The following is a 15057-nucleotide window of genomic DNA, read 5'->3' as shown; positions in this document are numbered from 1 at the left end:
TTGTAAAGACGTTCACAAATTTCACTTGTTAAGCAGGCTCGACCTTAAAAGTAACAAAGGCGCAAACCTAGCGCCTTTGATTGTTCACTCTCAACAATTTCTTTAAAAATGTTCTCAGCTCAAACAGTGACAGCTTAGAGACCCGATAACGCGTGTACAAACCTCTGCCGTACTAATGGGTGCTGATAAAACTTATCAAAATCTTGGCCCATATCCTCATCTAAACGTAACAGTCGCGCATCGAATGAGGGATGGGTTTTAAACATCATAGCGATGCCTGCATCATCAGGATTGATCACCTGCAAATTTTGTAATACTGCCGGCAATCCATAAGGGTCATACCCCGCTCTTGCTGCTAATACAACTCCCATTGCATCTGACTCATACTCATCGGCTTTATCTAACCCACGAGTGTATATCTCCGTACCTGCAGTAATCAGCTTAACTGACTCAGTACTTTCCTCTTTTGCCGTCAATACAACACTGGTTAAATCTGACAGCGCATTCATGCCACTGGCTTTTCTTAACGCATTCAAATGGTGCTTCTGCAGCACATGAGATATTTCATGGCCTAACACACCTGCAAGCTCTGCTTCATTATTCATTCTCAGCAACAAGCCCTTAGTGATCACTATATAACCTCCAGGCGCTGCGAAGGCGTTAACTGTCGGATCATCGAGAACGGCAAAAGTCCAAGGAAGATCGGGACGCTCTGAGTGCATACTCACCCAGCGACCCACACTGTTAACGTACTTTTGCACCTGTTGATTTTGTAATAGTGGCGCCACCCCCAATAGGTTAGTGACCACCTCTTGCCCCAGACGTATTTCAGCCTCTTGATCCATCTCAGTTAAGGCATCGGAAGTGTGTCCAAGGGCGGAAAGGCTCTTACCAATATCGATATTATTTATCACTAGCCCTTGAGTTGAACAGCCAGCAAACAACACAAAAACAACACAAATGAATAGCGCGGATATAGTTAACTTCATGACTTATCTCCTGCAGAATGTTCTGATCCATTCACATATTCTTGCCGCTGCTGTTTCAAGTTTTCATCCTGAGCAAAGGACTTGGCATCTTGCTGAGAAATATTGAAAGTTTGCATGAGCTCAAACGCTCTAGGGTTGGGGTTTGGGTTTGAAAAGCCATTCTCATCTAAACCACGAGAGGCCGTTGTTACTGTACTTCCGCTACTGCCAGTGGTGATTAAATTAAATACCTGCTTGGTTCCCGCAAAAGCATCTTCAGATTGAGCTTCTTGCCCAATGTAACGAACACTGAACATCTTCACCCAACCAGAGAGAGGCTCAGCCTGCACCTCAAGCCAGCTTGACTGCCTGCTAATCACATCAACACTTTGAGACGCTTTCAATATACTTAAGGTTGCAGCATCCGTATAAGGCCGCTCTTTCAACTTAGTATCACGAACTACACTGGCTTTTTCTTGTGCAAACCCAGTGCTAGTTACCGCGATTAGCAGTGGCAGCAACCAAGTTAGTTTTACTCTGCTCTTCAACACTATTCTCTTTATCAGTATTCGCTTCATTTAACCCTCTCTCGCCGGGGCTGAACAGTTCAACGTCCTGCGCCCGGCCTTTGACTTTAAAAGAACCGAAAGGCTTAAAATCAAAGTGGTCATGGCAAAGGTCCATGGTGTCTCTTGAGACTAGTATCCGAGAGACTCCTTTAGTTAAACCCTCTATTCTGCTGGCCAAATTAACTGTGTCGCCAATGGCTGTGTATTCCTTTCGTTGATCAGAACCGATTAATCCCACAACAGCAGGACCTGAGTGTATTCCTATCCCTACATCAAAATCGGCATCTTGTTGACCTAACTCTTGTTTAAATTCTTGTAGTACCTGTGCCATCTCCAGTGCAGCATCAACGGCATGTTTAGCGTGTTCTTCATCGTCTAATGGTGCGCCCCAGAAAGCCATAATACAGTCACCAATAAACTTATCTAATGACCCGCCATGCTTGAACACTACGGCAACCTGCAGGGTAAAGTATCGATTCAATAAGTTTACTACCTCCTGAGGAGTGCGATTTTCTGACAAGCTCGTAAAGCCCCTAATATCAGAGAACAACACTGAGACTTGTCGGCTCTCCCCCTCTCTACTCAGCCCTTCATTGGACACCAGCTCATTCACAACCAATGGATTCACGAAGCGACTAAATAACTCTATGGTTCTCTTTCTTGATTGGCGCTCTATCAGGTACTCCCGCAGCTCTAAGGTAAAATAATATAGCCATATCAAAAGAAGCGGAGTAAGCATATGAAGTAGGATAAGGCCATCAAGTAATAGGTAGCTGGCTAACAGGCTCAACAATGTCCCGCCAAGCAGTGAACCACCGACTACAATGGCATTGACCTTAAACCGAAAGCATTGAGACACGATAATCACTGAGATAAGGCAAAACAAAAGATATGCCCAAGCAGGAGCTGTCTTCATATATCTTTGATTTTTTAAGTTATCAATCGCGGTCGCTAGAATATCCAAGCCGGAATATAAGCTATCGATAGGGGTAACCCTGATATCATGCAACGCCGACGCATCGGCTCCAATAACAACTATTTTATCAGTGAGCTCAGAGCTAGATCTTAATGACTTTTCGCGATTAAAATCATCGTATAGATCTGCATAGGAAAGTCTTTGATAGGGATTTTTCTGCCCGCGCCAAGATAAAATAATCTCATCGAGAGTGGGGACTGGGTAACCAAGATCACTAACTACTTTCGCAGGCAGTGATGGCAGTAACCAGCCATATAGATTCTGGTAGACATCATAGTTACGGCCAACCCCATCGTTATCATTAACGAAGTTTACCGAGCCAACGCGCCAATATTTTGGATCTATGGCTAAGGGAGGCATAAGTGCAGCTCTTGCATCGTCAACCGCATCTGAAGTTCGGATAAGCCCAACTTTATCTGCGATGGCCTTTAGCTCTGGCCCATTAGAATCTTGCTCGGCGGGGAGCCTGACCAACGCAAAGAAGATATTATCTTTATCTGCTAACGCTTGATTAAACAAGGCATCACTCTCTGGTCGATAGAGATCTCGCTCAACGAAGGAAAGATCAAACACTATCGCCTTGGGCTTTTGCTTACTGATCCCTGCAATCATCTCTGCATGAACCGACCTAGGCCAGAACCAGCTCCCCACTTTACCCTCCATTCGAGCCAAACTTGCATCATCGATATTGACAATAACAATGTCATTATCCGGCAATATATTCTGCGCATGTAACCTAACAAAATAATCGGAGAGATTTAGCTCTAATGGTTGTAGCCCTTTCATCCACATAATTTCACTACCGGCTATTATCAGAAAAACCAGCGTAAATATTTTAAGAAAGTGACTATTCTTTTTCATTGTCCCAGCTTGTTATGAAGTTAAATATCCCGGTATCTGTGACTCATCAACATCATCAATTTGGGCGCTGTCCATAAACTCATGAGCATATTGTAGGTAAACCTTTTCACTGACAAAAATGCGAAAAAGATCGGGGTCGATATGGCCATTCAAGCTGAACTTACCAAGAATATTTAATGACTCTGTCAGGGTTTTACCCGTTTTATAGGGTCTATCTCGTGCCGTTAAAGCTTCAAAAATATCGGCAATCGCCATCACTCTTGCTTGCACCGACATCTGCTCTTTGCATAATCCTCTGGGGTAACCATTACCATCCATACGCTCATGGTGGCCACCAGCATATTCAGGAATGTCTTGCAGGTGCTTTGGCCAAGGAAGCGCTTCGAGCATACGAATAGTGACAGAGATATGGTTATTGATGATGGTACGTTCCTCTGCCGTTAATGTGCCTGCACGTATCATCAGATTTTCGACCTCATTCTCGGTCAAAAGTGGCTGTGTTTCTCCTTGGTAGTCAACCCAAGACTTATTAGCAATCGCAAGCACCCTAGCTAGATCTTCATCTTGCATGCGCTCGCAGCCTATATTGGCATGAGCAAGGAAAGCGCGATCAGTGTTCAACTGCTTAAGTTCGTTTTGCAACTCCTGTGCAAATTGCTGTGAAGCGCTATTATTTAGCTGCCCTTTTAAAGCACGAATTTCAGCATCCCGCCCTAAAATCTCAAAGCGGGTATTAATAAGCTCGATGCGATCAAAAATGGTTTGTAGTTTTGTCGCCTTTTCAATGACGTGTACCGGCGTGGTGATCTTGCCGCAATCATGCAACATACCTGCAAGCCAAAGCTCATACCTTTCATTTTCAGACATAGAGAAATCTTTCAACGGGCCATCTTGCGCCTTTTGCACTGCATCAGCCAACATCATGGTGAGCTTAGGCACCTGCTGGCAATGTCTGCCTGTATTGGCAGACTTTTCATCAATACCTATGTTGATGAGATTAACCAGTGACTCTAAAAGGTTTTCTAGCTGTAAAATCAGGTCTTGATTGGTGATAGCTATAGCCGCTTGGGAAGAGAGCGCTTCTATAAATAACTGATCTGTTGTATCAAATTCTTGGATCTTTCCAGTAATGCTGTCTACCGAGTTAATCAATTGCAATACGCCAACTAACTCTGAGTTATGATCTAACATAGGCACTGCGAGCAATGACTGGCAATGATAATCATAAACCTCATCAAACCTGCGCATTCCGGAAAAGTTGAAAATCGGTGTGTCATACACATATTCGATATTGACCGACTCTTTACGGTTAGCGGCATACGCCACTACAGCCTCTAAGTTAGGCTCACCATCATCTAGTAAGAGCGGGATAGCTCGCATCTTATCTGACTTTTCTTGACTGCCACCAAAGTGCAGTTCTAAAGACTTATTAAGCAAGATATCGAACTCAAGACATTTTTTATCCGCACTGACACGATATAAGGTACCGCCATCAGCATTGGTAATGCTCTTCGCCGTTTGTAATATCCTCTCAAGGAGTAGCTGAACATTCTTAATATCATTGAGTGCGATACTGAGTGTTGTTAGATGATGCAATCGATCTTCAATCTGTTTATTGCTGAGTTCAGACATATTTAAAACCACGCTAAGAAATAGGCTCAGGCCTTATCTTTTGTATGTTTTTACAGCCTGCCTTACTTGATATAGACCTGTTCTTAGACATCGTCAAACTTACACGTCATTACTAGATGAAAATTTCACTTAACTATGAAACAAAATATGACTAGCAAAACGATAGCCCAAAAAGCAAAAGGCCCTGAATATCAATTCAGGGCCTTTATGGGTAACGCAAGTCTGTACAATGAAGCGATTAACTCATTTCTAATGCTGCCGATTGTTTACTTTCAGCGTTAACCAGCCTAGCTTTCAACTCTTCGTTAGCCCTATTTAATAATGCAATGTCGGCCGCCATATCATCGATCTCAGCTTGCAGTTTAAGCTGCTTGCTAATCGCGAGCTTTCTTTCATTGTTAGCTTTATCTTCTCGCTCTTGAGTTAGCGCTAGCTTTTCTTTAAGTGTTGAGATCATGGTCATCAAACGCTGAACATCATCAGCTTTAGCAAACCTTTGATCACTGCCTCCTTGCAGATCAACTTCACTCTCTTTCTCAAGTAGTTCATCCGCTTTATTTTTTAAAATAAAGTAGCCAATTCGCCCACTAAAAAACAAACAGGTAAAGAAGAAAACCAAAATAAACTGATTACTTTCCAGAGAGATCAATGCGGCATCGAAGCGAGTGATAAAGTCGCCACTGGTCAGAATAAAGCTTGTGAATATTTGACTATGCCAGAGGGACCAAATGACAATGTAGGTCAGTACAAATCGAGGGGCTAAGCTTTCGCTTTCATTAAAAGCCTTGAGTGACTTTAAAGTTTTAGTAAACATACAAATTCCTTTTTTCGAATAGTGCCACTATTTATTACTGCATTCAATAACAGTGCTTTGAAAAATATATGTTTACTCCATCATGATTAAAACTCGCAACTGTCTTAGCGTAAACTTAAAACTAAATCTTTTACTCAATGCTATTAGCTAACCAAGACGCCTATTCAGCTTGTGTTCAATTGATTATTGCTATCTTATGTGCCAATTGAGAGGACAAACAGACCCTTTCTGCTTGAGTGCTGTATCGAATCTCGTTATACCAATCAGTATAAAGATGTGCTCGCTCAGCGAGAGTTTAGCGCTTCAGAGGCAAGGCAACGAGTGAAGTGCATAGTGATTCTACGTTCTAGCTCGTTAACACAGCATATGCAGCGCTAAAACTCGCCTTTCAGGAGTGTTTTTGGCTGCCTACTTCTTCGTTGAATAGCTTCACAAGGGAATAACCATTCCATCAGCTACTCGCCTTGAATTAGTTGCCAAAAATTACTCTGAGTAGATCACTTTCTTATACTGATTGGTATTATATGCTGTGTCTCTTTGTTCTTTTTATTCTAAGTAGGATATCTAATGGAAACCTATCTATTACTGTTTTTAATGATGTATTTCGGCGAGCACAACCTCAACCAAGAGGAAGTGAATCAAGAGTTTGAGCCTACACCTATCGTCGTCACTGACGAGATCGACTAACATTGCTTCCCCTAATAAAGCAAAGCCCTAAAACAAGCCTAAAACACTGATTTTAAAACAATGTCGTAAAAGTGGCGGCATAAATTCCTCGACAAATCCCCCTGAAATACCCACCATCTAGTCAATAGACGCCCCCAAGGTGCTAAACCTTAGTCATTCATTTGTGAGATAGATGAGCCGAAACAGTGCAGATTTCTAAAAACAAACTAAAGCAATTAAGAAAAGATAAAAGCTGGTCTCAAGAAGTGTTAGCTAAAGCAACGGGGTTATCCCTTCGCACAATTCAGCGTATAGAAAATGAGGGCAATGCCTCTGCGGAGTCGACGTTAGCTTTAGCATCCGCATTTGAGGTGACTCCAGGTGATTTAACATCAGCCCAATCTGATATAAAAGTAAACTATACAAGGAGAAGAGTCATGCAAGGTGCCCTAGTGTTAGTCGCTATTTTTTCAGCGCTAGTGTCTTTGTTCAACCTGACATCAGAGGTTGATCACTACTTAGATGGGCCTACAGTCCTATTTACTTTAAGTATTACCTACTTGTTAACCGCACTGTCTTTCGGACTAGATGGGCTTTTACGAGCGATAACTGGCCTAAAATACCTATTTGCTACCGATATATTAGGCGGCAATGCGGCTAAATACTTAACTAAGATTTACTCGAGCCAGATCATTTTTTGCTATGCGGGGGCATTAATTATCTCCCTCATTGGTACAATAGCAATCATACACAGTACGGTCTTATCACCACTCGATGCTCAGTTACTGTTGCCCAGCCTGCAACTCTCAGTGCCCGTCGTCGTGCTACCTTTTCTTTACGCCGTGATCTTCTGCGAATGTTTAATACGTCCACTGAAAACAAAGATAGAGAGTGGCGACATGAAAAGTTAAGCAGTTAGCTGTTAAACATTTCAGTTGGGGATAATGAGGTTAACAATAAAAAGGGGCGCATTTAGCAACCCCTATTATGCTGACGCTAAAAACAGAATTACTTACCCCAAGGATTTTTCGGGTCTTGAGAGGGGGCAGGCCTGTTAGCATTTGAACGCTTATTTTGTACATAGCCATCTTGCGCTCTTGGCTTATCATTGCCGTAACGAGGGCGGCCTTGGCTCTTATTACGCTTCATCTCCTCATAATCAGCAGTAGCCTTAGCACGCATCTCATCAACGAGCTCCACCGTCAGTTCTTCCGGTTTACGCGGCACTATTCCATCGGCAAAACCACGCTCGCGAGGCTTAAGCTCAAACTGAGCAGCGCCTCCCTTTGGCATACGTTTGAAACGATAAAGATAAAAGTTCTCTACTCGCTCTCTGGCCCACTCGGTCTTTTTAAGAAACTTTAAGCAAGCTGCCATATTGGGATTACTATTGAAACACTCTAAACGCAGCGCCGCGTATAGTATCTTCCATTCATAAAAATCGACTAACTCAGTGACCATAGTCTCTAAGCCCAAGCCGTGTAATGGGTTGTTTTGCTGCTGTTCAATCATAGGGTATCCAACTCGTATAAACAGATATTTTCTCTATGCGCTAATAATAACAAGAAATACAATCACACACCTAAGTAATCATCAGGTGTGTGCAAAAATGCGTAATATCTCAAGCTAACTGATAGATCAAACACTGATTAGCCATTGAATTTAGTAGGACTATTCCACTTCAACTATAATTCGGTCGACCAATTCAAGTGCTGTTGTTAACTTGCTGACATCGGTATTAATCTCACCATTTTGACCAGAATGATGGCCTTGGCCTATCAACGCCATCGGGAAGTATTTAGTAGCATCACTGCTCAGGTCTATCACCGCCTCATAGATGATAGAAGGCTGGGCACTGTAACCATTTCCCGAATAGATCTCATCGTTAGGAAAACGATCGCTGGAGTAATACTCATTAAAATCAAAAGAGTGATTAATCTCGAACCTAATTTTTACCTTATCAAAGCCAGTGTCTTTTAGGCGTGTCGCCAGTAAAAAACTATCGAGCATGGTCGCACCAGTATATGCATCAATGAGCAACTCCCCCTCTGTCGGCACAAAATAGCCATCAACAGTCTCTTTACCTAATTTGTGCAGAAATACTGGCAATGACTCAGGCCGAATGCGTTGATCTTTAGTCGCCTCATCTACACTAAAGTTAAACACCTCACTTGGTTTAACCTTGTTTGAAAACATAAGGTTAGTATCAAACACTAGACTATTATCTTTCTTAGTGACTTTATTAACAAAGTTGTTTTTAGCCAGAGCCGAAGTCACATAGATAGGTTGAATGAACTCCCCCTCTATGGTTTCAGCCCAGATGGCGTATTGAGGCCAAAGAAAGTAAGGCCCAGTGCGCAGATCGATGGATATTTTCGGGCCTTGATGGTTTGCCAGCTCCTTATCAAGCTTTTGGTACACAATTTCAGTTCGCTGCGCGCCAGCATCCTGTGCTCGCAGTGTATTCCCCCACTCATAGACCGCCAATAGCGGCGCAAATTGATTAAGCGATAAGACCACAAGACAGGTAAACAGAAAAACAGCTACAGGTAGTGCCATATTTTTAGTGGAGGTTTTATCTCTGCCAAACCGCCATCTGAAGTGATTTTTTAACGGCGAAAAATTATTTTTTAAATGCCAAAATCCAATCAGCAATAAACCGAAGCCAATAATGGTGTGCAATAACGCAATCGAGGTTTGATGTTTATTAATGAACATCAAAACTGAGGTGATCAAGATGACTGAAAATGATAAGAAAATCGTTAAACTGACAAAGCTGCGCGTGTTGAACTTTTTGATAAATGACATATAAACTCCTTTTAAAGGTCAACTACACATCTTGTGCTGTTTGATGAATATTGAGTGAGTAGATCACTGAGTTAATTTTCCAGCCTTGGGGCGTTTTAATCAGCTGCCAAGACTCTTGTCCCCAATTCGTTTTTTGCTCGCCGATATGAAAACTGTAGTCAAAATGAACAGTGGCGATATGCCTGTCTTGCGTGATCTGTATATTCCAGAACTTCTCTTCAACCTTTGACTCTTGAGCGATAATCCAATCCATAAACGCAACCGGATCACTGCTCTGGACCTTAGTTATCTGCGGCTCTTTTATCTGCATAAATGCCAGACTGTCATCGGCAAAAATACCTAACCAGGGAATGGTGTTTGAATGCAAAGTAGAAAACAAAAGCGTGGGATCTTTGTGTGTGATTGCATCTCGAAATTGCACGATAACCTTATAGATCTCAGCGTCCTCATCTTGTACCAAAGTGCCCTCCTCTAGTGAGTATTTCGGCCTAACTTCACTGTGTGGCACACTTGATCTCCCTTGAGCAAGAAACGCACTTGCAATTGAGATCCCCCCAATCAAAACCATGACTATCACTCTCATTAATATGAACTCCCTGAGTCAATAATTCGCTAAGGAATTTAGCTGGTCACAAGATTGCTGCCAAACCGCAGACAAGACGACTGAAAGTTTCTGAAACTATCTAAAACAATTGATTAATATAGACTTTTATTATTAAACGACAGTGTGAATTATGAGGGTAGGAGTGGATATGAGAGTTGAGTTAATAGGAACTTGCGTGCAGCTGGTCTTAACTAGCCAGCGACGAGAGGAACTTGAGTAAACAGCCCTCCCCCCTTTCAGAGTCGATGTTCAGCATCACCCATTTGAGATATTTTTAACGCTAGGTTTTCGGCAAGGGGCTTTATCGAGTTTAACTCTCTGGTGTTGATCAAGCTCAGTGAACGCTCGACCAAGTTACTGGCAGCATTGAGGTCACCCTGTAATACACTCAACTCAGACAGGTTAAGTAAGCCCACCGACAAACCATAGGGGCACTGGATAATCTGATGCTTTTCCATAGCGAGTTGATAATGCCCCTCAGCTTTAGCGTACCGCCCCTTACTTTGATAAGCTCGGCCCATCGCCTCATGAATATAGCCAAGGTAGAGCCAATCTTTAACAGATTCAGCATCTTCTTTAGCCTGCTCTAGTATCGCGATAGACTCATCGAATTGCTGATTATGCTGTGCATTGACCCCAGACAAAAACCTAAGGCGTGCAAGCTCAAACTGATTTGCCTTACGCCTTGCAAGGTCGATGGACGATGTTAACTCGTTTGCAGCTAACTCGGTTTGCCTAGTATGCACCAACACCTGAGCTAATAAACGCCTTGCAGCAAGGTTATCTGACTCTGACACTAATGCACTTTTGAGCAGTTTCTCTGCCGATAATTCGTCGCCGCGGTGCAGAAACTCAAAGGCAGACGCTAGCATCTGGTTGGCAAAGCTTGTGTGGTATTCAAAAGGAGCACGCTGCTGAGTTTGCCCCAAATGCTGATTAATCACCCCAGCCATTTCATTAATCACTAACTCAATTTGCGAGTGGACGAGTACGCCACGCTTAATGTTATCTTTAGTGTGAAGACTATAGATAAACTGATAATCCCCCGGCGTGCCTGTCAGTTTAATATCAGCAATCAAGCTAGCACCGGAAACGGTGAACAATCTGTCAATATCGGCGCGCTGATGGGACAATTCAATTAAAGGCATATCAGCGCGCTTCATCACCTCAAGCACGTCATCGGCCTGAAGCACACCATAATGCTCTGTTGGTTTGAGTTGGTGGATCAATTGATCCATCGCACCATATCTCACCCATTTTTGATGCGTATCTGACACTTGATTCTGAATTGGTAAGATAACCACTGCGCCCGTTAATGACTGTGAATTCACCAAGGGCTTATCCAACTCAGCTAGAGGCTGACCTGCAAGCGCTGGCAACTTTGGCTCAGTAAAAATCGTAAGATTCAATAAAGCTGCCACTAACAAAATAGTGACAGTCATCGCTAAGACTAGGCTTTTCCTATGAGCTTTAACCTTGTTTAGCATTACATTTAGTGAAAGGGCGCGCTTTGAGGGGGCGTGTTGCTCGGCAGTCCTTGCTTGGTTAGCTAACGTATCATCTTGGCGATTTTGACCAGGCTTATCGGCTCTTCTGGGCTCACTGTCCTTATCGGAATTAATGCACTCAACCTGCGCCACCCAAACATAACCTTTTCTGGGTAATGTCTTAATCACATCCGCAACACTAAAGGCCTTACGCAGCTCTTTAATTGACTGAAAAATCACTTGTTCATCGACAACGACATCATCCCAAACATGACTCAGTATCGTGCTTTTGCTGACAACCTCCCCCTGCGTCTCAATTAATAGCATCAGCAGCTGGAATGTTTTGGGGCGAATTTTAACGGTTACGCCTTGAAAGAAAACCTTTCCTTCAAGGGGAAGTATGTCAAAACCCGCAGACTTATATACTTGTGACAATTAAGCGCCTTAATAGATCCATTATTTAGCGACGATAATTGTACGTAAGTTCAAAGAATTAGTGAATATCATCTTGAGGTATTAAAAGTAAGCAAACCTTATTGCTGCCATTCCCCTTATAAATTGCTCTCCTATAAAAGCGCAATGACTGAGTAATCACATCGATTTAAAACCTTGTATTCATAGCTCAAAATGATTTATTTGTTGATAGCGAGATAAGAGCCTGCGGCGATCATGATGCTCCCCGCACCTTGATTAAGGCGCCGATGCGCAAGCGGTGTCTTTAAGGTTTTGGCCAACTTCCCCGCCCCCAATGCAATAAGCATAAGACCTGCAATAAGTGCACTGGATGAAAGCACAGAAACCAGTAAGATATCTTGGGCACTCAACAGAGTTAAGTCGATAAAAGTCGGTAAAAAAGAGATATAAAACAGAATCACTTTGGGATTTGAGGCTGAAATTAATAGCCCCTGCATAAAGCTGGCGGCAGGTCGGCTCGCTTGCAACTCCTTGATCTGACTATTAACTTCATCACCTACCTGAGGCAAATCTTTGAACATCTTATAACCTAAGTAGATTAAGTAAGCCGCCCCTAGGTATCGAATAACAACAAACACTTCAGCCCAATTCTCCGCTATGGTTGCCAAGCCAAAACAGGCAAAAATAAGATATATGAGGTCACTGGTCACCATGCCTGCAGCTAAAGTTACACACTTTTTAGGACCTTGCACCATAGCGCGAGCTAAAATTGCAAATACACCAGGGCCTGGTGTGATACCAAAAATAAACATAGCGATAAAAAATGTTATCGCGCTCTCAATGGACATAACGTCATACCTTATTAATCGGCTTTCATAAGTTCTGTTTTTTGCAGCTTGAGCGTTTACAGTAATACACACTGCTTAGCATCAATAAAACGAGTCGAAGCTGAGTACTATACCGCTCAAAAAACCTTGAGAGCAAGCCATTAGGAGTATCTAATGCAGGTATGTAACATAGCGAAAATTAGCCCTACAATTTCAGCACAGCTATTAACATCGACTAGTGAGGTGAGTATCTGGAAAGAACGGCTTCAATGACACCTCTGCTTTGAAGTTGCGCTAAAGCCTCATTAAGCGCTTCAATAGTAATTGGCGCATGGTGGGATAAAGCCGCGTGAATATTGTGTTCACTAACCACCAGTTCTGTAAGCTGTAGCTCATGAGTTTTACGCTGCATTTCGTAGTGAATGAGTACTTTAGAATCAATAAAACCATCAATTCTATCTAACTCTAGCCTGGCTATATTTGAGGTTATACTGCGCACATCTGAACGAGAGACCTCACCTTTGGCAAACATAGGTTCTATAGCGGGATAAACATAACCTCTGTTGGTGCCTAGATTCATTCCCTTCAAATCTTCAACCTTCTCTAACTGTTTAAGGTTGTTATTTTTCACCACTAAAATATCCTGATCTTGAAAGATGGGCATGCTCCATTGATATTGTTTCCCCTGAGTTAACCACTCAGGATTAGATATCAACACCAGATGCACGGTGCCTGTGTCTAGATAACGCTCAATTCGCTTTCTTGGTGTTTGCACATAGACGAGGTCAACATCCAGCTCATCGGCTAACTCATCGGTAATCTCTTTGATGATTCCACCAACTAACTGATTAACCTCTAAAACCGCATATGGTTCTGAATTGTGAGCCCCATAGCTCACAATCAAAGGCGTCTCATCAGCCCATAAAAAACCACTCACCAACGCAGCGCATAGGCAAGTAGCAAAGAGATTCAATTTCATTGATAGGCGCATAACTCAGTTCAAACCAACATCAAATATATTGCTAAGTACAGCCAATAGCGGTGCATACGTCAATGTCTGCAACAGACTCTTACTCGCCTATTGCTACACATTGAAAGTAAGGCCATCTATAGCAGCACCTAATGCTAAGCCAAAGCGACTTTATCAGGCTCACCTATACTTAGTCGGCATTTGTTTCAATGAACAGCTTGAAACAAGATACCCAATTGATAGGAGCACACAAAATGAAAGCAACAATCATTACCTTACTCTGCTTGTTACTAAGCTATGGCGTCACGGCTAAAGAACGATTAGAGGTTTATGAAGATTATGATTTAGGCACTGAGATCATGGCAATGACCACAGTCAAAATCGATCCCAATATGAGTGATATCTACTTAGCGGGGTTACGCGCGAGCTGGGTAAAAGCGGTGAAGATTCAAAAGGAGTTAGGCTTTATTAAAGATTGGAAAATTTACGCCAGTGATCTATCGGTCAGTGGTGACTTCAATATGCTACTGATTGTCACTTTTGATAATGCGGCCGATCTGGAACCCAATCAGAAAAAATATGCCGCCTTTATGAAAAAATGGAGTGAAGAGGATGAAAAGCAGGCCAATAAAATCTCCGCTAAGTACCCAGAAGTTAGAACCTTAACGGGCGAATACAGGATGCGTGAGATTCTATTGAAGTAATGCCACTTCTATTGGGTGCCTGATGCACTGGCATCAGGCACAAACCTCAACAGGTTAGTCGCCTTTATCCCTGTGAAACTGCCAAGACATTAGACAGATAGGTATTGGTTAAATAAAAATCTCGAAACAGTGGCTCAAAGTCTTCTGACACAGTGCCCTCTATGGCGAGACTAGCTAATACATTCTGCTGCCACATTTGAGTCTTAGGTAAACCATCAAGAAAATCGTAATCGGTATACTTTTTCACTATGGCTGCACGGTGTAATAGCGGCAGCCAGGCAATATCGACATTGCTGAGTTCATTTGATTTAAAAAACTGCGTGTTGCCAGTCAGTTTATTCTCAACCTTGGCAAAAGCTGCAATCAGCTTTTCTGAACGTTCAGTAAATGTCTGTTTATCTTTACTCCTCATGGTGCCGCATTGACCCAAGTAATTTTTAGCCCCTAAATAGCTCCACGCTCTATCCTGAGCACGTTGTTCATTACTCACCCCGCCCTCTAAGGGGCCATACTCATCTTCGATATACTCAATGATGGCATCTGATTCGAACAGGGGCTGACCTGACTCAGTGATCAGTACCGGTACCTGACCATTTGGTGCTAAATCTAAAAACCACTGAGGCTTAGCATTAAGCTTGATATATTCAATTTCAAAGGGGATCTGCTTAGCCGTTAACGCTGCAGTGACTCGCTGGACAAAAGGGCAAATTTTAAAGCTAATAAGTTTGATCATATTCGGTTCTCGCATCGGCTGCTT

14 protein-coding genes are annotated in these 15057 nt (G+C 42.7%); 2 read left to right on the top strand and 12 right to left on the bottom strand.

Annotated elements, in window-relative coordinates:
• Window positions 1-134: 134 nt before the first annotated feature.
• The 5 genes from BM736_RS07660 to BM736_RS07640 all read right to left on the bottom strand — a co-directional run bounded on the left by BM736_RS07660 (window position 135) and on the right by BM736_RS07640 (window position 5820).
• On the bottom strand, window positions 135-989 hold the full coding sequence (locus tag BM736_RS07660) for a M48 family metalloprotease (protein ID WP_076410530.1): 855 nt from the start codon (window positions 987-989) through the stop codon (window positions 135-137).
• Window positions 986-1519, bottom strand: a complete 534-nt coding sequence (locus BM736_RS07655; protein WP_256717755.1) for a hypothetical protein — start codon at window positions 1517-1519, stop codon at window positions 986-988. The genes BM736_RS07660 and BM736_RS07655 overlap by 4 nt, the downstream gene beginning before the upstream one ends.
• Complete coding sequence (locus BM736_RS07650; RefSeq protein ID WP_083699934.1) at window positions 1461-3374, bottom strand: adenylate/guanylate cyclase domain-containing protein; 1914 nt, start codon at window positions 3372-3374, stop codon at window positions 1461-1463. The genes BM736_RS07655 and BM736_RS07650 overlap by 59 nt, the downstream gene beginning before the upstream one ends.
• Window positions 3375-3386: 12 nt before the next feature.
• A complete protein-coding gene (locus BM736_RS07645; RefSeq protein WP_076410527.1) occupies window positions 3387-5006 on the bottom strand; it encodes an HD family phosphohydrolase in 1620 nt (539 codons plus the stop codon).
• A gap of 238 nt (window positions 5007-5244) precedes the next feature.
• Window positions 5245-5820 carry a hypothetical protein gene (locus BM736_RS07640; protein WP_076410525.1) on the bottom strand — a complete coding sequence of 192 codons (576 nt, stop codon included), beginning with the start codon at window positions 5818-5820 and terminating at the stop codon, window positions 5245-5247.
• Window positions 5821-6692: 872 nt separating this feature from the next.
• On the opposite strand from BM736_RS07640, the gene BM736_RS07630 reads away from it, so the two are divergent.
• Window positions 6693-7397 carry a helix-turn-helix domain-containing protein gene (locus BM736_RS07630; protein WP_076410524.1) on the top strand — a complete coding sequence of 235 codons (705 nt, stop codon included), beginning with the start codon at window positions 6693-6695 and terminating at the stop codon, window positions 7395-7397.
• A 97-nt stretch (window positions 7398-7494) separates the two neighbouring features.
• Here the strand turns inward: BM736_RS07630 and BM736_RS07625 are convergent, their stop codons facing one another.
• The 6 genes from BM736_RS07625 to BM736_RS07600 form a co-directional block, all read right to left on the bottom strand.
• A complete protein-coding gene (locus BM736_RS07625; RefSeq protein WP_076410522.1) occupies window positions 7495-7998 on the bottom strand; it encodes a VF530 family DNA-binding protein in 504 nt (167 codons plus the stop codon).
• A 159-nt stretch (window positions 7999-8157) separates the two neighbouring features.
• Window positions 8158-9294 carry a DUF4405 domain-containing protein gene (locus tag BM736_RS07620; protein ID WP_076410520.1) on the bottom strand — a complete coding sequence of 379 codons (1137 nt, stop codon included), beginning with the start codon at window positions 9292-9294 and terminating at the stop codon, window positions 8158-8160.
• A 22-nt stretch (window positions 9295-9316) separates the two neighbouring features.
• Entirely contained in the window at window positions 9317-9877 is a 561-nt protein-coding gene (locus BM736_RS07615; protein ID WP_083699932.1) for a hypothetical protein, read from the bottom strand.
• Between the two features lie 257 nt (window positions 9878-10134).
• Window positions 10135-11820, bottom strand: coding sequence for a winged helix-turn-helix domain-containing protein (locus tag BM736_RS07610; RefSeq protein WP_076410519.1), 1686 nt, complete (start codon window positions 11818-11820; stop codon window positions 10135-10137).
• Window positions 11821-12017: 197 nt separating this feature from the next.
• Window positions 12018-12647, bottom strand: coding sequence for a LysE family translocator (locus BM736_RS07605; protein WP_076410517.1), 630 nt, complete (start codon window positions 12645-12647; stop codon window positions 12018-12020).
• A gap of 214 nt (window positions 12648-12861) precedes the next feature.
• Complete coding sequence (locus BM736_RS07600) at window positions 12862-13605, bottom strand: ABC transporter substrate-binding protein (protein ID WP_076410515.1); 744 nt, start codon at window positions 13603-13605, stop codon at window positions 12862-12864.
• 245 nt (window positions 13606-13850) lie between these two features.
• On the opposite strand from BM736_RS07600, the gene BM736_RS07595 reads away from it, so the two are divergent.
• Window positions 13851-14300, top strand: a complete 450-nt coding sequence (locus BM736_RS07595; protein ID WP_076410514.1) for a hypothetical protein — start codon at window positions 13851-13853, stop codon at window positions 14298-14300.
• 64 nt (window positions 14301-14364) lie between these two features.
• On the opposite strand, the gene BM736_RS07590 is transcribed toward BM736_RS07595, so the two are convergent.
• A complete protein-coding gene (locus BM736_RS07590) occupies window positions 14365-15033 on the bottom strand; it encodes a glutathione S-transferase family protein (RefSeq protein WP_076410512.1) in 669 nt (222 codons plus the stop codon).
• Window positions 15034-15057 lie beyond the last annotated feature (24 nt).

The sequence above is a fragment of the Shewanella sp. UCD-KL12 genome, assembly GCF_001957125.1.
Taxonomy (GTDB): Bacteria; Pseudomonadota; Gammaproteobacteria; order Enterobacterales; family Shewanellaceae; genus Shewanella.
This window is presented reverse-complemented; position numbering and strand designations above follow the sequence as displayed.

Bases quoted from the DNA above. Each gene is read 5' to 3' on its own strand.
- BM736_RS07660 (WP_076410530.1), bottom strand. From the start codon at position 989: ATGAAGTTAACTATATCCGCGCTATTCATTTGTGTTGTTTTTGTGTTG.
- BM736_RS07650 (WP_083699934.1), bottom strand. From the start codon at position 3,374: ATGAAAAAGAATAGTCACTTTCTTAAAATATTTACGCTGGTTTTTCTG.
- BM736_RS07645 (WP_076410527.1), bottom strand. From the start codon at position 5,006: ATGTCTGAACTCAGCAATAAACAGATTGAAGATCGATTGCATCATCTA.
- BM736_RS07640 (WP_076410525.1), bottom strand. From the start codon at position 5,820: ATGTTTACTAAAACTTTAAAGTCACTCAAGGCTTTTAATGAAAGCGAA.
- BM736_RS07625 (WP_076410522.1), bottom strand. From the start codon at position 7,998: ATGATTGAACAGCAGCAAAACAACCCATTACACGGCTTGGGCTTAGAG.
- BM736_RS07620 (WP_076410520.1), bottom strand. From the start codon at position 9,294: ATGTCATTTATCAAAAAGTTCAACACGCGCAGCTTTGTCAGTTTAACG.
- BM736_RS07615 (WP_083699932.1), bottom strand. From the start codon at position 9,877: ATGAGAGTGATAGTCATGGTTTTGATTGGGGGGATCTCAATTGCAAGT.
- BM736_RS07605 (WP_076410517.1), bottom strand. From the start codon at position 12,647: ATGTCCATTGAGAGCGCGATAACATTTTTTATCGCTATGTTTATTTTT.
- BM736_RS07600 (WP_076410515.1), bottom strand. From the start codon at position 13,605: ATGAAATTGAATCTCTTTGCTACTTGCCTATGCGCTGCGTTGGTGAGT.
- BM736_RS07595 (WP_076410514.1), top strand. From the start codon at position 13,851: ATGAAAGCAACAATCATTACCTTACTCTGCTTGTTACTAAGCTATGGC.
- BM736_RS07590 (WP_076410512.1), bottom strand. From the start codon at position 15,033: ATGATCAAACTTATTAGCTTTAAAATTTGCCCTTTTGTCCAGCGAGTC.